Source organism: Methylobacterium radiodurans, assembly GCF_003173735.1.
Classification (GTDB): Bacteria; Pseudomonadota; Alphaproteobacteria; order Rhizobiales; family Beijerinckiaceae; genus Methylobacterium; species Methylobacterium radiodurans.
In genome coordinates this window covers 2588485-2611063 of record NZ_CP029551.1, presented here as the reverse complement: position 1 = coordinate 2611063, position 22579 = coordinate 2588485, and the positions used below count along the sequence as shown (strand labels likewise).

At 70.5% G+C, this 22579-nt stretch carries 24 protein-coding genes and 1 tRNA gene; 14 read left to right on the top strand and 11 right to left on the bottom strand.

Features of this window, described 5'->3' with window-relative positions:
• Window positions 1-263 precede the first annotated feature (263 nt).
• Entirely contained in the window at window positions 264-1313 is a 1050-nt protein-coding gene (locus DK427_RS12040) for a ketopantoate reductase family protein (protein ID WP_109951468.1), read from the bottom strand.
• Between the two features lie 542 nt (window positions 1314-1855).
• A tRNA-Leu gene (locus DK427_RS12035) sits at window positions 1856-1939 on the bottom strand.
• A 197-nt stretch (window positions 1940-2136) separates the two neighbouring features.
• Between DK427_RS12035 and DK427_RS12030 the strand changes: the two genes are divergently transcribed.
• The 9 genes from DK427_RS12030 to DK427_RS11990 all read left to right on the top strand — a co-directional run bounded on the left by DK427_RS12030 (window position 2137) and on the right by DK427_RS11990 (window position 11016).
• Window positions 2137-2613: a MarR family winged helix-turn-helix transcriptional regulator gene (locus DK427_RS12030; protein ID WP_204165305.1), complete on the top strand. Its 477-nt coding sequence runs from the start codon at window positions 2137-2139 to the stop codon at window positions 2611-2613.
• Window positions 2610-4676 (top strand): FUSC family protein, encoded by a 2067-nt coding sequence (locus DK427_RS12025; protein WP_109951467.1) that lies wholly within the window; start codon window positions 2610-2612, stop codon window positions 4674-4676. Before DK427_RS12030 ends, DK427_RS12025 begins: the two co-directional genes overlap by 4 nt.
• Window positions 4673-4882 carry a DUF1656 domain-containing protein gene (locus DK427_RS12020; RefSeq protein WP_109951466.1) on the top strand — a complete coding sequence of 70 codons (210 nt, stop codon included), beginning with the start codon at window positions 4673-4675 and terminating at the stop codon, window positions 4880-4882. The genes DK427_RS12025 and DK427_RS12020 overlap by 4 nt, the downstream gene beginning before the upstream one ends.
• Window positions 4883-4924: 42 nt before the next feature.
• Window positions 4925-5857 carry an efflux RND transporter periplasmic adaptor subunit gene (locus tag DK427_RS12015; RefSeq protein ID WP_109951465.1) on the top strand — a complete coding sequence of 311 codons (933 nt, stop codon included), beginning with the start codon at window positions 4925-4927 and terminating at the stop codon, window positions 5855-5857.
• Between the two features lie 148 nt (window positions 5858-6005).
• A complete protein-coding gene (gene paoA / locus DK427_RS12010) occupies window positions 6006-6569 on the top strand; it encodes an aldehyde dehydrogenase iron-sulfur subunit PaoA (protein ID WP_109951464.1) in 564 nt (187 codons plus the stop codon).
• Window positions 6566-7516, top strand: coding sequence for an FAD binding domain-containing protein (locus DK427_RS12005; RefSeq protein ID WP_109951463.1), 951 nt, complete (start codon window positions 6566-6568; stop codon window positions 7514-7516). Before paoA ends, DK427_RS12005 begins: the two co-directional genes overlap by 4 nt.
• Window positions 7517-7519: 3 nt before the next feature.
• Complete coding sequence (paoC, locus tag DK427_RS12000; RefSeq protein ID WP_109951462.1) at window positions 7520-9739, top strand: aldehyde oxidoreductase molybdenum-binding subunit PaoC; 2220 nt, start codon at window positions 7520-7522, stop codon at window positions 9737-9739.
• Between the two features lie 177 nt (window positions 9740-9916).
• Window positions 9917-10498 carry a YqaA family protein gene (locus tag DK427_RS11995; RefSeq protein ID WP_109951461.1) on the top strand — a complete coding sequence of 194 codons (582 nt, stop codon included), beginning with the start codon at window positions 9917-9919 and terminating at the stop codon, window positions 10496-10498.
• On the top strand, window positions 10495-11016 hold the full coding sequence (locus tag DK427_RS11990; RefSeq protein WP_109951460.1) for a disulfide bond formation protein B: 522 nt from the start codon (window positions 10495-10497) through the stop codon (window positions 11014-11016). The genes DK427_RS11995 and DK427_RS11990 overlap by 4 nt, the downstream gene beginning before the upstream one ends.
• Here DK427_RS11990 and DK427_RS11985 read toward each other — a convergent pair.
• The 4 genes from DK427_RS11985 to cpdR form a co-directional block, all read right to left on the bottom strand.
• The gene (locus DK427_RS11985; protein WP_109951459.1) at window positions 10973-11425 is read right to left on the bottom strand and encodes a DUF1178 family protein; all 453 of its coding nucleotides are present in this window, start codon (window positions 11423-11425) and stop codon (window positions 10973-10975) included. The genes DK427_RS11990 and DK427_RS11985 overlap by 44 nt on opposite strands.
• 157 nt (window positions 11426-11582) lie before the next feature.
• Entirely contained in the window at window positions 11583-12431 is an 849-nt protein-coding gene (locus DK427_RS11980) for a carbon-nitrogen hydrolase family protein (protein WP_109951458.1), read from the bottom strand.
• Window positions 12424-12693: a glutaredoxin 3 gene (gene grxC, locus DK427_RS11975; RefSeq protein WP_109951457.1), complete on the bottom strand. Its 270-nt coding sequence runs from the start codon at window positions 12691-12693 to the stop codon at window positions 12424-12426. Before grxC ends, DK427_RS11980 begins: the two co-directional genes overlap by 8 nt.
• A gap of 75 nt (window positions 12694-12768) precedes the next feature.
• Complete coding sequence (cpdR, locus tag DK427_RS11970; RefSeq protein ID WP_003603128.1) at window positions 12769-13125, bottom strand: cell cycle two-component system response regulator CpdR; 357 nt, start codon at window positions 13123-13125, stop codon at window positions 12769-12771.
• 216 nt (window positions 13126-13341) lie between these two features.
• Between cpdR and DK427_RS11965 the strand changes: the two genes are divergently transcribed.
• Window positions 13342-14244, top strand: coding sequence for an N-formylglutamate amidohydrolase (locus DK427_RS11965; RefSeq protein WP_109951456.1), 903 nt, complete (start codon window positions 13342-13344; stop codon window positions 14242-14244).
• A gap of 261 nt (window positions 14245-14505) precedes the next feature.
• Here DK427_RS11965 and DK427_RS11960 read toward each other — a convergent pair whose 3' ends face one another.
• Window positions 14506-15372: a UTP--glucose-1-phosphate uridylyltransferase gene (locus tag DK427_RS11960; protein ID WP_109951455.1), complete on the bottom strand. Its 867-nt coding sequence runs from the start codon at window positions 15370-15372 to the stop codon at window positions 14506-14508.
• Window positions 15373-15539: 167 nt separating this feature from the next.
• On the opposite strand from DK427_RS11960, the gene galE reads away from it, so the two are divergent.
• The 3 genes from galE to DK427_RS11945 all read left to right on the top strand — a co-directional run bounded on the left by galE (window position 15540) and on the right by DK427_RS11945 (window position 18563).
• Window positions 15540-16529, top strand: coding sequence for a UDP-glucose 4-epimerase GalE (galE, locus tag DK427_RS11955; RefSeq protein WP_109951454.1), 990 nt, complete (start codon window positions 15540-15542; stop codon window positions 16527-16529).
• Window positions 16530-16533: 4 nt separating this feature from the next.
• Window positions 16534-17745, top strand: coding sequence for a lytic murein transglycosylase (locus DK427_RS11950; RefSeq protein ID WP_109951453.1), 1212 nt, complete (start codon window positions 16534-16536; stop codon window positions 17743-17745).
• 80 nt (window positions 17746-17825) lie between these two features.
• Window positions 17826-18563, top strand: a complete 738-nt coding sequence (locus DK427_RS11945) for a Crp/Fnr family transcriptional regulator (RefSeq protein WP_109951452.1) — start codon at window positions 17826-17828, stop codon at window positions 18561-18563.
• 152 nt (window positions 18564-18715) lie between these two features.
• Here the strand turns inward: DK427_RS11945 and DK427_RS11940 are convergent, their stop codons facing one another.
• Entirely contained in the window at window positions 18716-19537 is an 822-nt protein-coding gene (locus tag DK427_RS11940) for an oxidoreductase (protein ID WP_109951451.1), read from the bottom strand.
• 140 nt (window positions 19538-19677) lie between these two features.
• Window positions 19678-19977: a hypothetical protein gene (locus DK427_RS11935; protein WP_109951450.1), complete on the bottom strand. Its 300-nt coding sequence runs from the start codon at window positions 19975-19977 to the stop codon at window positions 19678-19680.
• Window positions 19978-20201: 224 nt separating this feature from the next.
• Between DK427_RS11935 and DK427_RS11930 the strand changes: the two genes are divergently transcribed.
• The gene (locus DK427_RS11930; RefSeq protein ID WP_109951449.1) at window positions 20202-20651 is read left to right on the top strand and encodes a MarR family winged helix-turn-helix transcriptional regulator; all 450 of its coding nucleotides are present in this window, start codon (window positions 20202-20204) and stop codon (window positions 20649-20651) included.
• A gap of 24 nt (window positions 20652-20675) precedes the next feature.
• Here DK427_RS11930 and DK427_RS11925 read toward each other — a convergent pair whose 3' ends face one another.
• Together DK427_RS11925 and DK427_RS11920 are read right to left on the bottom strand one after the other, a co-directional pair.
• A complete protein-coding gene (locus tag DK427_RS11925; protein ID WP_109951448.1) occupies window positions 20676-21053 on the bottom strand; it encodes a DoxX family protein in 378 nt (125 codons plus the stop codon).
• A gap of 26 nt (window positions 21054-21079) precedes the next feature.
• Window positions 21080-22492: an MATE family efflux transporter gene (locus tag DK427_RS11920; protein WP_109951447.1), complete on the bottom strand. Its 1413-nt coding sequence runs from the start codon at window positions 22490-22492 to the stop codon at window positions 21080-21082.
• Window positions 22493-22579: the final 87 nt, after the last annotated feature.

Sequence of the window (22579 nt, the reverse complement as noted above, 5' to 3'; positions counted from 1 at the left end):
GTTCCGCTTCTCTCTCGGATGCTGCTTCAGCCGTCCGGTCCAACACCGCGCCACGCTCAAGCGCTACCTGGCGAGGGCGCCAAGTCTGTCGACGGATCCGGTCACGTCACGGTCGCTCCCCTGCAGACCGGCCCGGGCTGCAGCGTTACGGGCGCCGGAGAAGCGGGCCCGGCAAGGAGGCGCAAATCGCCCGCCAGAGCGACGTGCCTCCCTGCCGGGCGGTCGCGCGGACTGCGGAGGTTGCAGCCCACGCTTAAGGTGCCTCAGCCCTCGATGATCCGCTCACCGAGCTTCCGGTCGACGGTGGCCACCGTACGGTCGATCTCGGCGTCGGGCTCGCCGAGCTGGTGCGCGATCAGCTTCACCAGGAGATCGACCCGCTCGATAAAGGGCGCGCCGTTCGCTACCGCGCGGGCCGCCGAGGAGGGCTTGAGCAGGCTCTCGGCCGCCTTGGCGTACTTCTCGAAGGGCACCTGATCGGCCGGATCGGCGCCGAGTCGCCGGGCGAGCGCGTCCACGTGCTCGTAGATCGCGCGGGACTGGGCGAGGTCGCCGTGCACCGCGTCGCGGATCGAGCGCGGCTCGTCGGGCGTGATGCAACGATAGTTGCCGGTCAGCAGCATCGACCATTTCGCCAGCGGCACGAACAGCGAGTCGAACACCTTGAGCTTGACCGGCACGTCCTGGCCGTCCAGGCGCACCGCGTCGATATCCGCCTCCAGCTCGCGCAGGAGCCGGTTGTGTGTTTCGTCCGCAAAGGTCGCCGCCTTGAAGTTAGTCGGCAGGCCGACATGCAGCACGTTCGCCCCCTCCTCCGGCGGGCGGAAGGCCTGCGGGTCGGGCGAGCACAGCGAGACGAGGCCCGGCTCGAACCGGTCCCAGACGCCCGCATTGGTGTAGGCCTCCTCGAGGTCCATGCCCGCCAGCCCCGGGATCCGCTTCAGGTACGGCAGGGGCGGCATGTTCATGATCGAGAGGCAGGGCAGCTTCGCCGCCGCGATCTTGATCATCAGCACGCGGATCGTGTGGTTGTTGTACTGCGGCTCCTGCATGGCGAGACCGACGAGGTCGTAGCGGGAGACGTCGACGTCCTCCGGCGGCGTGGCGTCGAGCTTGCCGGGCAGGTCGTGCGAGTGGATCGCGCGGTGCTCCGGCTCGTCGCGCAGCTTGATCCGCACCTCGGTGCCCTCGCGGTTGATCAGGTCCGCCGTCTTGCGCCGGCAGACCAGGGTCACGTTGTGACCGGCCATCAGCAGCTTGGTCGCGAGCAGGGAGCCGTAGGAGGCTCCCAGGATCAGGATGTTTCTCGGCACGTCTCTACTCCCCGGCGTTCGTTGTACGGCTTGTTGTTCGCTGCCGGGCGCTGAGCCCTCGGGCCCATCGCTCCTCGCGCGCGATCGAGGGATGGCAGCCGGTCCGGGAGAAGGCAACCCGCCCGGCGCTCTGGACCCGCTCTTTGGCATGCCAGCACGGGGACGACGCACCGTTGCGCGCGCGAGCGTTCAGCTTCGCGGGTGCGCCCGCGCACGAATGTGGCGAAACCTTGGCCGTAAACAGACGTTAACTGCCCAACACAGCCACTCGAGCCAAGGAGGCCGACCATGACCAGCCTGAAGACCCGCCTGACCGTCGCCGCCGTCGCGAGCCTCACCGCCGCCGTCGCCCTGGCGGCCTATGCCCAGACCCTGGCGCTGCCGATGCACTTCGTCTGACGGCACGCCGGAGGCGCGGCACCCGCGCCGACGAGATCCGGCGGGTTGAACGACGCGGCCCGGACATCGCGCATGTCCGGGCCGCGCGCGTCTCGCAGACCGCGCCCGGCGAACTCGGATCTGCGTGGAATGTCATGAAAGAGTGGTGCGGGCGGTCGGATTCGAACCGACACGTATTGCTACGGCGGATTTTGAGTCCGCTGCGTCTACCGTTTCGCCACGCCCGCACGCGCGCGAACCCTGCATGAGCCATCCAGAGTCGGGCAGGCCTCCCTTATCGCAGGCCGAAGCGGAGCGCTAGACAGCCATGCACGGCGGCGGTGCCCCGGGACCTTGCCGGACGCCGCCGCGATAGATAGCTTCCTATCGGTTTCGATGTGTCCCGGGCGAGTGTTCCCCGGCGCGGGCTCCCGGGAACGGCGCGGTGACGACAAAGGATCTGCGCCGGCTTCGGCAGGCTTACACCCAGACGCTCCTCCTGGCGGGGCGGCAGTGGCGGCGCCTCGCGGACAAGGCCGCCGAGGCGCACGGGATCTCGGAGGCGAAGGCGTTGCCCCTGGTGCTGATCGCCCGGATGGGAGGAGAGCCCCGGCAGAACGCGCTCGCCGAGGCCCTCGGCATCGAGGGCCCCTCGCTGGTGCGCCTCCTCGATCAGCTCTGCGCGGCGGGACTGGTCGAGCGCCGGGAGGACGCGACCGACCGGCGCGCCAAGATGCTCAGCCTGACACCCTCCGGAACGGCCCTGGTCGCGGCGATCGAGACCGACCTCGACCGGTTGCGCGAGACGGTCTTCGGTGGGGTGAGCGCGGCCGAACTTGAGGCGAGCCTCAGGGTGTTCGAGGCCGTGCAGGCGCCGCTTCGCGCGGGCGCAGCGGAGGACGGGGAGGCACCCGCCCGATGACCGTTCCAGGCTGGCGCGACTGGGCCTTCGCGATCAAGACGTTTGCCGCGGCGATGCTGGCGCTGTTCCTGGCGTTGTGGATCGACCTGCCCAAGCCCTACTGGGCGGTCGGCACGGTCTACATCACGAGCCAGGTCCTGGCCGGTGCCACCCGCTCGAAGGCGGTTTACCGGGTGGGCGGCACGCTGCTCGGCGCCATCGTCACGGTCATCCTGGTGCCGAACCTCGTCAACGCGCCGGAGCTGCTGGTTCTGGCGATCGCACTCTGGGTCGCGCTCTGCCTCTACGTCTCGCTGCTCGACCGGACGCCCCGCAGCTACCTGATGATGCTCGGGGGCTACACGGCGGCGCTGATCGGCTTCCCGTCGGTCGGCGAGCCCGGGGCCGTCTTCGACACCGCCGTGGCCCGGGCGCAGGAGATCACGCTCGGCATCCTCTGCGCCAGCCTGATGTCCTCGGTGGTCCTGCCCCAATCGGTTGCCCCCACGATCGCGGGGCGGCTGGAGCTCTGGCTGCGCGACGCGCGCGGCTGGGTGCGGGACGTGCTGGGCCGCGGGCCCTCGGACGCCGATAGCCAGGCCAAGCGGCTGCGGCTGGCGGCGGACGCCGTCGCGTTCGATGCCCTGGCGACGCCCCTGCGCTACGACATGACGGGCGCCGAGCGCTCGGCGGAGGCCATGGCGATCCTGCGCCAGCACATGCTGATGTTCCTGCCCATCGTCTCGGCGATCGCCGACCGGATCGAGACCCTTGAGCGCGAGGAGGCGCTGCCAAGGCGCGTCCGCGACCTCCTCGACGCGATGGCCGTCTGGATCGAGGCCGGTATCACGGATCCGGCCGAGGCCGCGCGGCTGCGGCGCGAGGCGGAGGCGCTCGCGCCGGACCTCGGCCCGCTTCCCGGCTGGCACGACCTCGTGCTGGCGAGCCTCCTGGCGCGCCTCGTGGACTTCATCGACCTGCGCCAGGACGCGCGGCTCCTGCAGCGTCACATCGCGGACGGCACACCCGTGACCGAGGACCTCGCGTTCCGCTACACGGCCGCGGCCCGTACGATCCGCCACCGCGATCACGGCATGGCCGTCCTGTCCGCGATCGGCGTGTTCCTCTCGATCGTGATCGCCGCCTCGATCTGGATCGCCACGGGCTGGCCGGACGGCGCCGGCGCGCCGATGATGGCCGCGGTCGCCTGTAGCTTCTTCGCGGCCCAGGACGACCCCGCCCCCTTCATCCTCGGCTTCGCCAACTCGGCGATCGTCGGCGCGCTCGGGGCCGGGGCCTACCTGTTCGCGGTCCTGCCGCTCGCCACCAGCTTCGAGATGCTGGCGCTGGCGCTCGCCCCGGGCCTGCTGCTCTGCGGGGTCTTCATGACGCAGCCGCGGACGGCGCCGCTGGCAATGGGCGCGGCGGTCAACGGCTCGACCATGATCGCGCTCCAGAGCAGCTACAGCGCGGATTTCGCCGCTTTCACCAACTCCGCCATCGCGGTGATCCTCGGCATGTGGACCGCGGCGCTCGTCACGCGCCTCGTGCGGTCGGTCGGCGCCGGCTGGGCGGCCCGGCGCCTGCGGCGGGTCAACCGGCGCAGCCTCGCCCGGGCCGCCGAGCGCCGCGGCGCCCAGAACGGGCTCGAACTCGCCGCGCTCATGCTCGACCGCGTGGGCCTGATCGCGCCGCGCCTCGCCGCCCTGCCGCCCGAGGACACGGAATGGACCGCCGACCTCCTCGCCGAGGTCCGCGTCGGCATCAACGTGGTCGAGCTGCGGCGGGACCGCCGACAGCTCTCGGCCGAGGGGCGGGCCGCCGTCGAGCGGCTTCTCGCCGCCCTTGCCCGCCATTTCCAGGGCGGCACCGCGGCGGCGCCGGCGGCCCTTCTCGACACGATCGACGGGGCGCTCGACGCAGTCTGCCGCGATGCCGGCCAGGACAAGGGCCGGATGACGGACCGGAGCGCCGGCCGGGCCGCGCTGATGGGGCTCGTCGGGATCCGCCGCGGGCTCTTCCCGGACGCGGCCGCCTACCGGCATCCCCATCCCTCGGCGGCGCGACCGGAGCTTGCGGCATGAAGGGCGAACTCGACCTCTACGGCGTGTTCGTGCCGAGCCTCGCGGCCTGGATGCTGCTCGCCTTCGTGATCGTGCTGCCGCTCCGGTGGATCCTGGCGCGAGCCGGGTTCTACCGCCTGGTCTGGCACCGGCCGCTCTTCGACCTCGCCCTTTACGTCCTGCTCCTCGGCGCCGTCGTGTCCGCCGCGGTGCCGCTCATCTCGTGAGCGCGCCGCCCGATCCCGCCGCCCTGCCCCTGGACAATCGTGATGCCCCGGTTCCTCGCCCTCGCCGTCCGTCTCCTCGTCACGCTCGGGATGGTCGCCGCCGCCCTCGTCGTCGGCCTTGCCCTCTGGGACTACTACATGGAGGCGCCCTGGACCCGGGACGGGCGCGTGCGCGCCGACGTGGTGGCGGTCGCACCCGACGTCTCCGGCCTCGTCACCGAGGTGCTGGTCGAGGACAACCAGGTGGTGAAGCGGGGCGACGTCCTGTTCCGGATCGATCCGGACCGCTTCGCCCTGGCGCTGCGCCAGGCGGAGGCGGTGGTTGAGGGCAAGCGCGCGAGCGCCGAGCAGGCGGCGGCCGACTATGCCCGCTACGCCAAGCTCAGCGACGCCGCCGTGTCGCAGCAGCGGGTCGAGGCCGCCCGCGCCGCCGACCTGGAGGCGAAGGCGGCCTACGATCAGGCGATGGCGGACCGGGATCTCGCCAAGCTGAATCTCGAGCGCTCCGCCGTGAAGGCCTCCGTCAACGGGCGGATCACCAACATGGAGCTGCGCCCCGGCGCCTATGTCAGCACCGGTCGCGGCGTGATGGCGCTGATCGACAGCGACACCCTGCGGGTCGAGGGCTATTTCGAGGAGACGAAGCTGCCGCGCATCCACGTCGGCGACCGGGCCCGGGTCCGTCTGATGGGAGAGACGGCGACGCTCACGGGGCGGGTCCAGAGCTTCGCGGGCGGCATTGAGGACCGGGAGCGCACGGCGGGCTCGAATCTCCTAGCCAGCGTGAACCCGACCTTCGCCTGGGTCCGCCTCGCCCAGCGCGTGCCGGTCCGGATCGCCCTCGATCCGGCGCCCGAGGGCGTCCGCCTCGTCTCCGGCCGCACGGCCACGGTCGCGGTGGAGCCCGGGGGCAATCCGGCGGGCTTCGACCTGACGCGGCTCTGGCGCGGCGCCGCGTCGCCGGCCGCCCGGTAGGGCTCCGCTCGGACCACATGCCGCTGCGTCCGGCCCCCTGATCGACGCCCGCCAGCACCCTAGTTTGGAGCCGATCTGAAGTGTCCGCGCTGCCGCCGGCCCGCTCGGGCCGGTCGCCGGACGACACGCTCTGAACCGGAGGGACTCGATGGTGGATGCATCCGCCGCAGCGGCGCCGGCCGCCGGCAGCGACAGGCCTGTCATGGCCTCCGTGGCCTTCACGGTGAACGGCCAGAGGCGCGATCTCGAACTGGATACCCGCACCAGTCTGCTCGACGCCCTGCGCGAGCACCTGCACCTGACGGGATCGAAGAAGGGCTGCGACCACGGCCAGTGCGGCGCCTGCACGGTGATCGTGGACGGGCGGCGCATCAACGCCTGCCTCACGCTCGCGGTGATGAACCAGGGCGCGCAGATCGTGACGATCGAGGGGCTCGGGCAGCCTGACGCCCTGCACCCGATGCAGGCCGCCTTCGTGCGCCACGACGGCTACCAGTGTGGATACTGCACGCCGGGCCAGATCTGCTCGGGCGTCGCGGTGCTGGAGGAGATCCGGGCCGGCATCCCCAGCCACGTCACCGCCGACCTCGAGGCGGCGCCGGAGATCACCGAGGCCGAGATCCGCGAGCGCATGAGCGGCAACATCTGCCGCTGCGGCGCCTATTCCAACATCGTCGAGGCGATGACCGAGGTCGCCGGGAGGCGCGCATGAAGGCCTTCAGCTACGAGCGCCCGGCGAGCCCCGCCGAGGCAGCGGCAGCCGTCGCGAGCAACCCGCACGCGAAGTTCATCGCCGGCGGCACCAACCTGCTCGACCTGATGAAGCTCCAGATCGAGACGCCGACCCATCTCGTGGACGTGAATGGGCTCGGGCTCGACGGGATCGAGGAGACGCCGGAGGGCGGCCTGCGCATCGGCGCTCTCGTGCGCAACACGGACCTCGCGGCCGACGCCCGCGTGCGAAAGGATTACGGGGTGCTCTCCCGCGCCCTGCTGGCGGGCGCCTCGGGCCAGCTGCGCAACCGGGCGACCACGGCCGGCAACCTGCTCCAGCGCACGCGCTGCCCGTACTTCTACGACACCGCCCAGGCCTGCAACAAACGCCGGCCGGGCTCGGGCTGCTCGGCTCTCGACGGGGTGAACCGGACGCTCGCCGTGATCGGCTCCAGCGAGGCCTGCATCGCCACGCATCCGGGCGACATGGCGGTGGCCATGCGCGTGCTCGACGCGACCGTCGAGACGGTCGATGCGGCGGGCGCGGAGCGCCGGATCCCCATCGCCGAGTTCCACCGGCTGCCCGAGGACAGGCCGGAGGTGGACACCACCCTGCGGCCCGGCGAGCTGATCACCGCGGTCACCCTGCCGAAGCCGGTCCCCGGCACGCACATCTACCGCAAGGTCCGCGACCGGGCCTCCTACGCCTACGCGCTGGTCTCGGCGGCGGCCGTCATCGGCCCGGACGGGACGGGGCGCGTCGCCTTCGGCGGCGTCGCCCACAAGCCGTGGCGCGTCGAGGCGGCCGAGGCCGACCTGCCCAAGGGCGCCAAGGCCGTGACCGATCAGGTCTTCGCCAAGGCCCGGCCCACCCACGAGAACGCGTTCAAGCTGAAGCTCGCCGAGCGCATCCTCGGCGCGGCGCTCAATCAAGCGAGGGCCTGAGCCATGAAGTTCGACTCCCCCGCGGGCCAGAACCCGATCGACCGCCTCAAGGTCGTGGGCCAGCCGACCGACCGCATCGACGGCAAGTACAAGACCACGGGCACCGCCCCCTACGCCTACGAGCGCCACGACGCGGCGCCGAACGCGGCCTACGGCTACGTGCTCGGCTCCGCCATCGCCAAGGGCCGCGTCACCGGCATCGACACGGCAGCGGCGCTGAAGGCCCCCGGCGTGCTGGCGGTGGTGACGACTCTCGACACGCCCCGCCTCAAGCGCGGCGTGATGAACACGGCCTACCTCTTCGGCGGCGACGTCATCCAGCACTACCACCAGGCGCTCGCCGTCGTGGTGGCGGAGACCTTCGAGCAGGCCCGCGCGGCGGCCTTCCTGGTGCATGTCGACTACGCGCCTGAGGCGGGCCGCTTCGATCTCGCGGAGGCGGCCGGATCGGCGGAACCCGTGCCGGCCGACAGCGGCGAGGGCAGCGGCGCCGACGGCGAGGAGCGGGTCGGCGATTTCGAGACGGCCTTCGCCGAGGCACCCGTGACGCTCGACCAGAGCTACACGACCGCCGACGAGAGCCACGCCATGATGGAGCCGCACGCGACCGTCGCGGCCTGGGAGGGCGACCGTCTGACGCTCTGGACCGCCAACCAGATGATCGGCTGGGGCCACGGCAGCATCGCCAAGATCCTGGGGCTGCCGAAGGAGAAGGTCCGGCTCGATTCGCCCTACGTGGGCGGCGGGTTCGGCGGAAAGCTGTTCGTGCGCGCCGACGCGATCCTGGCGGCACTCGGCGCCAGGGCCGCTGGGCGCCCGGTCAAGGTCGCGCTGACGCGCCCGCTCATCGCCAACAACACCACGCACCGGCCGGCCACGATCCAGCGGGTGCGCATCGGCGCCCGACAGGATGGGACGATCACCGCGATCGCGCACGAGAGCACCTCGGGCAACCTGCCCGAGGGCAGCCCCGAGACCGCGGTCAGCCAGACCAAGCTCCTCTACGCGGGCGCGAACCGGCTCACCGCGATGAAGCTCGCCGAACTGGACCTGCCCGAGGGCAACGCCATGCGGGCGCCCGGCGAGGCGCCGGGGCTGATGGTCCTCGAAGTGGCCATGGACGAGATGGCGGAGAAGCTCGGGCTCGACCCGGTGGCGTTCCGCATCCGCAACGACACCCAGGTCGATCCGAACAAGCCGGACCGGCGCTTCTCGCACCGCGACCTCGTGGGCTGCCTGCGCCTCGGGGCGGAGCGCTTCGGCTGGGAGAAGCGCGACGCGCGGCCGGGCGCGGTCCGGGACGGGCGCTGGCTCGTCGGGATGGGGATGGCCTCGGCCTTCCGCAACAACCTCGTGATGAAGTCGGGCGCGCGGGTGCGCCTCGACGGGGCCGGCACGGTCACCGTCGAGACCGACATGACCGACATCGGCACCGGCAGCTACACGATCATCGCCCAGACCGCGGCCGAGATGATGGGCGTGCCGCTGGAGCGGGTGGTCGTCCGGCTGGGCGATTCGGACTTCCCGGTCTCGTCCGGGTCCGGCGGCCAGTTCGGCGCCAATTCCTCGACCGCGGGCGTCTACGCCGCCTGCGTGAAGTTGCGCGAGAGCGTTGCGCAGCGCCTCGGCTTCAACGCCACCGACGCGGTTTTCGAGGACGGCGAGGTCCGCTCCGGCAACCGCGCCGTGCGGCTCACCGAGGCGGTGCGGGACGGCGAGATCGCGGCCGAGGACACGATCGAGTTCGGCAAGCTCACCGAGCAGCAGCAGCAATCGACCTTCGGCGCGCATTTCGTCGAGGTCGGAGTCGATGCGGACACCGCCGAGGTCCGGGTGCGGCGAATGCTCTGCGTCTGCGCGGCCGGGCGCATTCTCAACCCGAAATCCGCCCGCAGCCAGGTCATCGGCGGGATGGTGATGGGAACCGGCGCGGCCTTGATGGAGAAGCTTGAGGTCGACACGCGCCGCGGCTTCTTCGTGAACCACGATCTGGCGGGCTACGAGGTGCCGGTCCATGCCGACATCCCGCACCAAGAGGTGATCTTCCTCGACGAGGTCGATCCGATGTCCTCGCCGATGAAGGCGAAGGGCGTGGGCGAACTCGGCATCTGCGGCGTCGGCGCCGCGGTCGCGAACGCGATCTACAACGCCACCGGCATCCGCGTGCGGAACTACCCGATCACGCTGGACAAGCTCCTCGACCGGATGCCGGACGCGGCCTGATCCCGCGCCTCCTGCCCCTCTTCCCATGCGCGGGGAGAGGGGATCGTTGGCCCTCCATGCGAGCGGACGGAAACCTGCCGCATCTCCCGCCGGAGATAGCGCGGATGCCCGCTGGCATCCGCCGCACGGCTGTGCTCAAAGGGCCGCGCTCTCCCGACCGTACGACCCCGGACCCGCATGATCCGCCGCCTCTACGAGTGGATACTCGCGCTCAGCGGAAAGCCGTCCGCGCCCTGGGCACTCGGCGCCGTCGCCTTCGCCGAGAGCTCGTTCTTCCCCGTCCCGCCCGACGTGATGCTGGTTCCGATGGCGGTGAGCCGTCCGGACCGGGTCTGGTTCTACGCGACGATCACCACCGTGGCCTCCGTGCTCGGCGGCCTCGTCGGCTACGCCATCGGCGCGCTGCTCTTCGACTCGCTCGGGCAGTGGCTGATCAAGATCTACGGCCTGCAGAACTCGGCCGCGACCTTCCAGGAATCCTACGCCTCCTACGGGCACTGGGTGATCCTGCTGAAGGGCCTGACGCCGATCCCCTACAAGCTCGTGACCATCACCTCGGGCTTCGCTCATTACAGCCTGTTCTGGTTCACGGTCCTGTCGGTCGTCACCCGCGGGGCGCGCTTCTTCCTGCTGGCGGCCCTTCTCGGCCGCTACGGCGTGCAGATCCGCGGCGTACTCGACCGGCACCTCAACGCGGTCGCGGCGATCTCCGTCGCCGTGATCGTCCTCGGCTTCGTCCTGTTCAAGGTGATCCTGTGATCGACGAGATCGCGCTGTTGCGTCTGAAGCGGGCGGCGCTCGCCGTCCTGATCGGTTCCGTCCTCACCGTCGGCGGCGCCCTCGTGCTGGAGCACGGTTACGGCTACAGCCCGTGCAAGCTCTGCCTGACCGAGCGCCTGCCCTACTACGCGGCGATTCCGCTCGCGGTGGCGGGCCTGTTCCTTCCCGAGCGCCTCGCCCGTCTGGCGCTGGGGCTCGCGGCGGCGGGCCTGCTCTACGGCGCGGGCCTCGGCGTCTACCACGCGGGCGCCGAGTGGGGCTTCTGGCCGGGCCCGACCGATTGCGGCGGCGGCAGCGCCAACCCGGCCGATCTCGGCAGCTTCCGCGACGCCCTCGCGAACACGCGCGTGACCGATTGCTCGACGGCGGCGCTGCGCATCGTCGGGCTGTCGCTCGCCGGCTGGAACGCGGTGATCGCCTTCGCGCTCGCCTCGGTCGCGGGGACAGCCGCGCTCAGTTCCGGTCGTCGGGCACGATCGGCAGCGCCGCGACGCTGATCCCTTCCTCGATCAGGGCGCGGGCCTCCTCGGGGCTCGCCTGCCCGTGGATCGAGCGCTCCTCGCTCTCGCCGTAGTGGATCTTGCGCGCTTCCTCGGCGAAGCGCGGGCCCACGGCTTCCGAATTCGCGACGACGTGGGCGCGGAAGGCCCTCAGCATCGCGCGCACCTGCCGTTCGGGCTCCGAGATCAATGGCACGGTCGCCGTAGACGTAGGCTGCGGGACGGGTGCGGGAAGCTGATCGGTGCGCGCGAGCCGCGGCGCCATCAGAGCTTTCCCGACCTTCGTCGTGTCGCAGACCGGACAGGCGACGAGGCCGCGGGCGGCCTGGTCGTCGTAGGAGTCGGAGGACGGGAACCAGCTCTCGAATTCGTGGCCGGCCTCGCAGACGAGGGCGTAGCGGATCATGATCGTGGGTCGTGACGGGGACAGTGCCGGACGTGGCTGTTCGGGCGGGCGGGCGCAATGGGTGCGGCGTTCGGTCGGACCGCGTACCGATCGTGATTAGCGCGTCGGAGGAGACAGACCCCTCCCCCAACGCGCGTGGAGAAGAGATCCAGCGTTCTCAGTCCGCGGCGCCCACCCGTTCCACCCGAAATGGCTTGGCGTGCTGCAGCGTCGGGATCCGTGCCCGCGCGTCGGCCACGCGCGCGAGGTCGATCTCGGCCAGGATCACGCCGGGCTCCGCCCCGCCGGCATCCGCCAGCACGCGGCCCCAGGGATCGACGATGATCGAGTGGCCGTAGGTGTCGCGCCCGTCCTCGTGATGCCCGCCTTGCGCGGCCGAGATCATGAAGGAGCCGGTCTCGATCGCGCGTGCGCGGTGCAGCACGTGCCAGTGCGCCTCGCCGGTCTGCTGGGTGAAGCAGGCGGGCGCTGTCATCACGTCGGCGCCCGCCTCGGCCAGCGCCCGGTACAGGGCCGGGAAGCGGATATCGTAGCAGATGCCGAGCCCGATCGTCGCGAGCGCCGTCCCCGCCACCACCGCGCAGGCCCCGCCCGTATAGGTCGCGGATTCGCGCCAGCGCTCACCGTTCGGCAGGTCGACGTCGTAGAGGTGGAGCTTGTCGTAGGCTGCCAGAATCGCGCCGTCGGGCCCGATCAGGAAGGCGCGATTGGCGACCTTGTCGCCGTTGCGGACCGCCAGCGACCCGATCTGGATCACTGCGCCGGTCTCGCGGGCGGCCTCCCGGAGCGCGCTGAGCGTCGGGTCGGCCTCCTGCTCGGTCACGGCCGCGAACAGGCGCTCGCGGCTGCGCTCGACCAGCGAGGTCATCTCGGGCGTCTGGATGTACAGCGCGCCGGCCTCTGCCGCCTCGCGCACGCCGGCCACCGCGGCGTCGCGGTTCACGAGCGGGTCGCGGCCCGAGCGCATCTGCACGCAGGCGGCGACGAAGCGTCCGGGCTCAGGCATCGGCCGGGTCCTTCAGGAGCGGGTCGAGGCGGCCGCCGCGCTCCAGCGCGTAGAGGTCGTCGCAGCCGCCGACGTGGGTCTCGCCGACGAAGATCTGCGGCACGCTGGTGCGGCCACCGGCCCGCTGCACCATCGTGGCCCGGGCGCCGGCGGTCTTCTCGACGTCGATTTCCTGGAAGGCGACGCCCTTCTCCTTCAGCAGGCTCTTGGCCGCCGAGCAGTAGGGGCACCACGCCGTGGTGTAGATCGTGACCGGCTGCATGGGCGTGTCCTGAGCTTGGAACACGTCCATATAGGGCAGGCGCGAGCGGCCTGCCTATGGTGCGCCGGCAACGCCTCAGGCGGCCAGCAGCTTCTCCACCTCGTTGACGAGGTCCCGCAGATGGAAGGGCTTCGACAGGACCTTGGCGTCCTTAGGGGCCTTCGAGTCCGGGTTGAGCGCCACCGCGGCGAAGCCGGTGATGAACATCACCTTGATGTCCGGGTCGAGCTCGGTGGCGCGGCGGGCCAGCTCGATCCCATCCATCTCCGGCATCACGATGTCGGTGAGAAGCAGTTCGAACGGCTCCTCGCGCAGGCGGTTGTATGCCGAGAGACCGTTGTCGAAGGACAGCACGTCGTAGCCGGCGTTCTGCAACGCCTTGGCCAGGAAGCGCCGCATGTCGTTGTCGTCTTCCGCCAGCAGGATCTTCATCGGACGGTTCCGAACCCTTCGAGTCGCACGCGTTCATTCCATAAAGGGAGCCGGTGGTAAACAAGGCGTTAGGATCTGGCGGGCCGCCCGCGTGACGTGGCGCACCGCCGCGCGTGTGCCACAGCGTCCGACCCGCGCCGCAGTGGACAGGGCGTCCCGCCCGCCCCACAGTGTGGGCATGCCGACTGGCCGACCTGCTGGGGCAAATCCGCCGCGATGATACCGTCCTCCCCGGACCCTGCCGACGTTCTGGGCTTCGCGCCCCCCTTCGCGGTCGATGAGCCGGCGCGCCACAGCCTGCCCTTCGTCTTCAACACCGGCCATTCGGGCGCGGTCTACCCGCCCGGCTTCCTCGCCGCCTCCCGGCTGCAGCCTCTGGCGCTGCGCCGCTCGGAGGACGCCTATGTCGATCGCCTGTTCGCCTCGGTCGTCGCGATGGGCGCGCCGCTGCTGCGGGCCAACTTCCCCCGCGCCTATCTCGACGTGAACCGCGAGCCCTACGAGCTCGACCCGCGCATGTTCTCGGGCCGCCTGCCGCCGTTTGCCAACACGCGCTCGATGCGGGTCGCCGGCGGCCTCGGCACAGTGCCGCGCGTGGTGGCGGACGGGCAGGAGATCTACGGCGGACGGCTCGACGTCGAGGAGGCGGTCGAGCGCATCGAGCGGCTCTACAAGCCCTATCACCGAGCCCTGCGCGCCCTGATCCAGCGCACGGCCCGGACCTTCGGCCAGTGCATCCTGATCGATTGCCATTCAATGCCGTCGTCGAGCCTCGGGCGCGAGGCGGACCCGAAGGCCGACATCGTGCTGGGCGACCGCTTCGGCACGGCCTGCGCGCCCGCGCTGACCGAGCGGGTCGAGGCCGCCTTCCGGTCCCGCGGCTTCGTGGTGGTGCGCAACAAGCCCTACGCGGGCGGCTTCATCACCGAGCACTACGGCGAGCCGAACCTGGCCCGTCACGCGCTCCAGATTGAGATCAACCGCGGCCTCTACATGAACGAGGCCAGCCTTGCGGTGACGCCGGGCTTCGGCGCACTCGCCGATGCATTGCAGGACATCGTCGCGGAGGTGGCGCGCGGAATCGGCGATCTCTCGCCGCAGCGCATCGCCGCCGAGTAGCGGGCATCCGGAAAAGAAAAAAGGCCACTCCCGAAGGAGCGGCCCGAAGTCTAGGGAGGAAACGCCCAAGAAGGGCTGCGGGACCGCGACGCCATCGCGATCTCGCAATGCAAAATTTAAAGTGCGCCGCACAAAACGCAAGCCTTTACCGATGCCGGAACCCTGCCTGTCGCGCATGGCTCGATCGCTTGCGATGCAAATGCGCCCGGACGCTTATCGATCGCGCGCGATCATCTTGCTCGTTGCCTTTTGACCGACCCCTCAGGCCTCGCCGAGGAGCCGCTCGATCTCCGCCTTGAGCGGTCCAGCGAGGTCGGACCGCTCCAGGGCATAGGCGAGGTTGGCGGTGAGGAAGCCGATCTTCGAGCCGGTATCGTAGGTCCGGCCCTCGTAGCGCATGCCGTGGAAGCTCTGATCGGCCATCAGCTTGATCATCGCGTCGGTGAGCTGAATCTCGCCGCCGGCCCCGGTCTCGCCCTTCTCCAGGATCGCGAAGATCTCGGGCTGGAGGATGTAGCGGCCTGAGATGATGTAGTTCGAGGGCGCCGTCCCCTGCTTCGGCTTCTCGACCATGCCGGTGATCTCGAAGGTCTGGCCGAAGGTCTCGCCGACGTTGACGATGCCGTACTGGTGGGTCTCTTCGGGCTTCACCTCCTCGACCGCGATGACGTTGCCGCCATGGCGGTCGTAGGCCTCCAGCATCTGCCCCATGCAGCCGCGGCTGAGCATGTCCGGCAGCAGCACGGCGAAGGGCTCGTCGCCGACGATCTCGCGGGCGCACCAGACCGCGTGGCCGAGGCCGAGCGGCGCTTGCTGGCGGGTGAAGCTGGTCTGGCCGGCCTTCGGCAGGTCCCGCTTCAGCTCCTCGTAGGCCGCCTGCTTGCCGCGCTCCTGCAGCGTCCGATCGAGTTCGTACGCGATGTCGAAATGGTCCTCGATCACCGCCTTGCCGCGCCCGGTGACGAAGATGAAGTGCTCGATGCCGGCCTCCCGCGCCTCGTCGACCACGTGCTGCACCACGGGGCGGTCCACCACCGTGAGCATCTCCTTCGGCACGGCCTTGGTCGCCGGCAGGAAGCGCGTGCCGAGTCCGGCGACGGGGAGGACGGCCTTGCGGATGGGTTTCATCGTCGGAACCTGATCGTGGACGGGACGGCGCGGCCCGCGCGAACGCGGTGATGCGTCCGCAGAGATAGCACGACTTTTGCCCTATCAAGGTCTATTGAGACCTCGACGGCGAAGCTTGACCCCGAAAGGGTTGGGGATCCCGGATGGTTCGGCGGGAGTGCGCGAGGATGACGGTTCTGGTCACGGGTGGCGCCGGCTATATCGGCAGCCACATGGTGCTGGCGCTCGTCGATGCGGGGCAGGACGTCGTCGTGCTCGACGACCTCTCCACCGGCTTCGACTGGCTGCTGCCGCCAGAGGTGACGCTCGTCCGCGGTGACGTGGCCGACGCGGATCTCGTGGCCCGCACGATCCGCGAGCACGGCTGCGACGCGCTCGCCCACTTCGCCGCGCGCATCGTGGTGCCGGACTCGGTCGCCGACCCACTGGGTTACTACCTCGCCAACACCGTGAAGACGCGTGCTCTGATCGAGACCGCTGTGCGGAGCGGCATCCGGCACGTGATCTTCTCATCGACGGCCGCCGTCTACGGCGAGCCCGCGACCGTGCCGGTACCGGAGACCCTGGAGACCAACCCGATCAATCCCTACGGCCGCTCGAAGCTGATGAGCGAGTGGATGATCGAGGACGCGGCGCGCGCGCACGGCTTCAGCTACGTGGTCCTGCGCTACTTCAACGTGGCGGGCGCCGATCCGCGCGGCCGTTCGGGCCAGTCGACGCCGAATGCCACGCACCTGATCAAGGTGGCGACCCAGGCCGCGCTCGGCCGGCGCGGCCACATGGACGTGTTCGGCACCGATTACCCGACGCCGGACGGGTCCTGCCTGCGCGACTACATACAGGTCTCCGACCTCGCCGAGGCGCACCGCGTCGCGCTGGAGCACCTGCGGGCCGGTGGGGCCAGTCTGACGCTGAATTGCGGCTACGGGCGCGGCTACTCGGTGCTGGAGGTTGTGGACGTGGTCAAGCGCGTCTCGGGCCGGGATTTCGAGGTGCGCCTCAGCCCGCGCCGGCCGGGCGATCCGGCCCGGATCGTGGCCGGCTCGGACCGGATCCGGGCTGAACTCGGCTGGGTGCCGCGCCACGACGACCTGGAGGGCATCGTGCGTCAGGCCCTCGACTGGGAAGACCAGCTCGCCAAGCGCAACCGGATCTGAGCCGGTGCCGCGGCGGATTCTCGCCTGCCTCGTGCTCGGGCTCGCGCTCGCGGGCCCGGCCGCCGCGCAGGGCACCGGACCGGGCCCCGCCGCCGCCCGTGACGCCGGCTTCTCCGCATTCCTGGCGGCGCTGCGGCCGGACGCTGCGGCGCGCGGCATCTCGCCGAAGACCTTCACGGCCGCCTTCGCCGACATCCCCGGCCCCGATCCCGCGATCCTGGCGCGCACGCGCCGCCAGGGCGAGTTCGGCCGCCCGGTCTGGGACTACCTCGTCGGCGCCGTCTCGGCCGGGCGGATCGCCCGGGGCCAGGCCCGCGCGCGGGCGCTCGACGCCACGCTCGCGGCGATCGAGGCGCGCTACCGCGTGCCGCGCTGGATCGTGCTGGCCTTCTGGGGCGTGGAATCGGATTTCGGCGCGAGCGGCGGCAGCGTGCCGACGATCCGCGCCCTCGCCACGCTGGCCCAGGCCCGGCACCGGGGCGACCTCTTCCGCAACGAGCTGCTCGACGCGCTGGCCATCCTCGAGCGCGGCGACATCGCGCCGGACCGGATGAAGGGAAGCTGGGCCGGCGCCATGGGGCAGGTCCAGTTCCTGCCCTCGACCTATCTGCGCCACGCGGTCGATTTCGACGGCGACGGCCACCGGAACATCTGGACGAGCGAGGCGGACGCGCTCGCCTCGATCGCCGCCTACCTTCATAATCTCGGCTGGAAGCCCGACATCTCCTGGGGCTACGCGGTCGCGCTCCCGCCGGGCTACGACCTCACACGCTACGCCGGCGATCTCGCCGACTTCGCCCGGGCCGGCGTGCGGCGCACGGACGGCGCGCCCCTTCCCGCCTCGGGCCGGGCCAGCCTGTTCCTGCCGGGCGGCCTCGGGGCGCCGGCCTTCCTGATCACCGACAACTTCGAGGTGGTCCGGGCCTACAACACCTCGGATTCCTACGCGCTCGCGGTCGGACACCTCGCGGATCGGCTCGCCGGCGGCCCGGCCCTCGCGGCACCCTGGCCGAGTGCGGCGACGCGGCTCGATTCGGCCGGCCTGAAGGCGCTCCAGACCGGCCTCAAGGCGGAGGGCCTGTACGAGGGCGAGGCCGACGGGCGCGCCGGCCCGAAGCTGCGCGAGGCCCTGCGCCGCTACCAGATCCGCGAGGGTCTCACCGCCGACGGCTACGCGACGCCGGGCGTGCTGGAGCACCTGACGGCGCGACGGTAGGGCAATCACCTATGTGAAATTCCGTTCTGCCCCGCCCGGCTATCGTGACGATGCGCGCGGGCAGGGCGCGCGGAGCGAGCATGCCGCAGCGTCTCATCAGGAAGCTCGAGCACTTCACGCGCCTCTCGGACGCGGACAAGGACGCCCTGAACGGGCTGGGCAGGAAGGTGCGCCTGTGCGAGGCGGGCACCGACATCATCCGCGAGGGCGACACCCCGGAGAACGTCAACCTGTTCCTCGACGGCTGGGCCTACCGCTACAAGCAGCTGGAGGACGGCCGCCGGCAGATCGTCGCCTTCTTCGTGCCGGGCGACCTCTGCGACCTGCATGTCTTCGTGTTCCGGGAGATGGACCACGCCATCGCGGCGATCACCCCCGTGCGGCTCGCCGTGATCCCGCGCGAGCATCTGCTCAATCTGATGGACCGGCATCCCCGCGTGACGCGGGCGCTGTGGTGGGAAACCCTGGTCAACGCGGCGATCCAGCGGGAATGGACCTTCAACCTCGGACGCCGCACGGCGCTGGAGCGGCTGGCGCACCTGTTCTGCGAGGTGTTCCTCCGCCTGCGCGCCGTCGGCCTGACGGAGGGTAACACCTGCCCGTTCCCGGTGACTCAGGTCGAGCTCGCGGACGCGACGGGCCTGACCAGCGTGCACGTGAACCGCACGCTTCGGGAGATGCGGGCCTCGGGGCTGATCGTCTTCAAGGGACGCCAGTTCACGGTTCCGGACTTCCTCGCCTTGCGCAAGGTGGCCCTGTTCAATCCGAACTACCTGCACCTCGACCACGAGGGCGCCTATCTCAACGCCAACGCCTAGGGAAACCGCCCGACGGCGTTGGGGCGCGCGGCAGGACCCGATGCGTCGCCGGATGACCGAGCGGGTGGCGGGTACTGTGCGGGCCACCCGGACGCGCCGGTCGCGGTTCTCCTCGCCGGCCGTCCGAGACGAGGACAGCCGGCGGCAGGTCGTCACGCCAGCGGCGGAAGCTGCATCTCCTTCCGGAGAGCCTTGTCGAAGGCGCTCGCCGGAACGAAGCGGCGCAGGAGGCTGACCTGCCGCGCCTTCGGTCCCGCGGCGTAGCGGCGCTTCGGCACCTCCGCGGTAGCCGCCTTCACGACGACCTTCGCCACGACCTCGGGCGCGTCGGCGGTCTTCATGACCTCGCTCAAGAACTTGCCGCGCCCGGCGCGGTCCGCCGCGTAGATGTCGAGGGGCTTGTCGGGCCGGACCAGGTTCTGGTCGAAGGCGGTGCGCGTGAAGGCGGGCTCGACGAGCACGATCCGGATGCCCTGGCCGCGCACCTCGTGGTCGAGCGACTCCGAGTAGCCCTCGACCGCGTGCTTGCTGGCGCCGTACAGCGCCATGAAGGGGGCCGGTATCAGGCCCTGCACCGAGCTGACGTTGACGATGCGGCCGCCTCGTTGCGCCCGCATCAGCGGGAGAACCGCCTGCGTCGTCCGGATGACGCCGAAGAGGTTCACGTCGAACATGGCCTGGGCCTGCGTGACCGAGGTCTCCTCGGCCGGGCCGCTGATGCCGAAGCCGGCGTTGTTCACCAGAAGGTCGATACGGCCGGTCTCGCCGAAGACCGTCTCGACCATGACGGCGACGGATGCCTCGTCCGTGACATCGCAGACCAGCATCCTGATTCCGTTGCTCTTGTCTGGGGCGAGCTTCCGGCTCGTCCCGAACACGCGGTAGCCGGCGGCCTGTAGCGCCTTGGCGGTCGCCAATCCGATGCCGGAGGCGGCCCCGGTAACGATTGCGGTCTTGATGCTTCCCTGAGCCACGATGCCCTCCCATTGTCGCGACGGGCTGCCCGTCGAACGTCGAAATAAATTACATACGTCATTTTAAAAAGGCAAGCCGCGGCGGTTCGTCGAGGCGGCTTGCCGCGCCGGTCGAAGCGCAGGGCCTTCACGACCGCCGTTCAGCGAGCCGGCACCTCGACGCGCGCGCCCCACACATTGATCACCTGAGAGGTCGTGGCGGGCGCGAGGTTCTTGCGCGCGTCTGCGGGATCGACCTGGCCGGAAACGTAGGTGCGCCGGGGGGCGTCCGAACGGTCCGCATCCTGTACCGGGTTCGCGACCGCGCCCGGATCCGTGCTCGAACCGGGGACGCTGAACGTATGGCCCCATGTCTGGAAGGTTCGACCATCCTGAGCGCTGGCCGAAGCGGTGACACCGGTGGCGATCGCGGCGGTGACGATGATGGAACGCGTGCTCATCGAAGTTCTCCCTATCGACCGAGCGTTCGGCCCTGGTTCTCCCCGGGGAGCCGCGGCGGCCTGGCCGTGATAGAGTTGATATAACCCTATTCGGCAGGTCGCCGTGCGACGGCACACATAGTTGGTATCAACCTTATAGATCCCTGTTTCCTACACCTGCGTCGAAGCTGGGCGGACCGCATGTGCACCTATATGGTTGGTATCAACCGTCGAATGGACTTGTGATGTCGACTGATCCCGCCCTCACCGCGACACTGGCCGCATCCGTCGAACGGAGCTGCTACAGCTTCGCGGCGCAGAAGGCCGCGCGGGCCCTCGGGCGCCGGTATGATGCCGCCCTTCGACCCACCGGCCTGTCGAATTGGCAATTCACGCTGCTGATGATGCTGGTGCGCGAGGAACCGCCAACCATCAGCGCCCTGGCTCAGCACCTGGCGACGGACCGTACGACCATCACGGCCAACTTGAAGCCCTTGGAGCGCCGCGGTCTGGTGACCGTCCAGGGCGATGCGGAGGATCGTCGCGTCCGGCGGGTCGCCCTCAGCGACGCAGGCCGCACGCTCCTGACCGAGGCATATCCCCTCTGGCAGCAGGCTCAGGAGGCGGTTACCCGGCAACTCGGCTCAGTCGATCAGAATGCCTTTCGGGCTGCCGCCACGGCCCTCGCGGGTTGAGTACGGCTCGATCGTTCCTGTCGTTCAGCCGCGTCGGGATGAGAGCTCGTCGCGCCGGTTGACCGCGAGGCCGACCAGGAGCACCAGCAATCCGAGCGCCGGAGCGGCCATCACGACCGGGTCGCCGGCACGCAGGTGACTCGCGACGCCGCCGGCCATCAGGGCGGCCAGGACGATCGCCCCGTAGGCGACGTAGCCCCGGATCCAAAGCAGGCCGGCGCCGAGCAGCTGGGTGAATCCCACCGCGTACATGAACCAGGATGCGTAGCCGAAGCGCGCGAAGTTCTGGACCTCGAAGTCGGAGGCCGTGAGCTTCATCCCGGCCGCGACGACGAAGACCGTCGCGAGCAAGAGCCGGAGCGCTCGGTCGCCGAGACCGCGCCGGGTGGATGTGGCAGGCATCGACGGCGTTTCCTCCAGCAGGATGGTCAGCGCCTCGCGACCGCACCCGCGGCAGGCGCGAGCCGCAAGGGCGTCGAGGACGTTTGGTCGGTCGGGCCGCGCGGAATCATCCTGCCCGTCGCGAAGGCTGCCGCGTTGATGAGTCCCATGGTGACGAACCCGGCCGACAAAGCGAGGAAGGTCCCGCCCAAACCGAACCCGAGTGCCGAGGCGACCCAGGCGCCGCCGAGCGCCACCCCCAGGCGAAGCAGGCTGGCGGTGAGCGGCCAGCCGACGCGGCCCGCGCCCTGGGCGGCAAAATAGAGGGCCAGGCCGGCACCGAAGAACCCGTAGAACGGGCCGACAATCCAGAGGTAGAGCGAGCCTGTGGCGAGCATAGCCGGCTCGTCACCGAACAAGCCGAGCCAAGCGACCGGATGCAGGGCGCCCGCGATCCCGATAGCCTCCGTGAGGATACCTGCGACGACGGCGCCCGTCAGTGCGGCCTGACGGGCGCGGGCATAATCGCCGGCGCCAAGCGCGGTGCCGACGACCGCCGCGATGGGTGAGCCGAGACCGAAGACCAGGGGAACCAGAAGGTATTCGAGGCGCGCGCCGGTCCCGTATCCGGCCACGGCCGCCGGTCCATCCGCACCGACGAAGGCGGTGGCGGCGATCACCGTGACGTTGGAGGTCACGCTGGCGATCCCCGAGAGCAATCCGATGCGCAGGATCTCCCGGGACGGGCCCCAGGTCAGTTTCGGCAGGCGCCGGCTCGGGCGCAGCACGCCGCGGCCGGACCAGATATAGGCCGCGAAGAGCGCGGAGCCCGCGGCGTAATAGAGCGCGAACGCCACGCCGCCGCCCGCGACACCGAGCCCGGGAAACGGTCCCCAGCCGAAGATGAGCGCGGGTGAGAGCGGGACCAGTACGACCGCCCCGACGCATGTGACTGCGGCCGGGAACGCCATGTTGCCGGTGCCGCGGATCACCGCCGCCAGCGCGTTGAACAGCCAGATCAGGACCGCACTGCCGAGGACGATGCCCGCATAGGTGGTCGCGGCCTGGAGAGAGCCTCCGGCCCCGCCCATCGCCGCGTAGAGGGTCGGCCCGAACGGAAGGGCGACGAGGCTCGTCGCGATGCCGAGCGCGAGTCCGAGCATCGTCGCGTGCCAGGCCAGGAGCGCGGCCTCCGCCGGCCGGTCCGCACCCAGCGTGCGCGAAACCGCCGATTGGATGGCGCCCCCCATCCCGCCGGCCGAGAGCATCTGAACCAGCATCACCACCGGGAAGACCAGGGCCATCCCGGCCAACGCGTCGGTCCCGAGCGTCGACACGTAGTACGTCTCGATCAATCCGACGCAGGTCTGGACCGACATCACCAGGATGTTGGGCAGGGCCATCCGGGCCAGGGTCGGCACGAGCGGGGCCGTGAGCAGTCGACGCGTCCTGATGTCCATGAGGTCCCCGCGTCACAGTCCTCAGCACGCCTTCCGGGTGCCCGGCAGGTCTGCCGCCGAAGAGGGTGCTTATATTATAGTCATAAT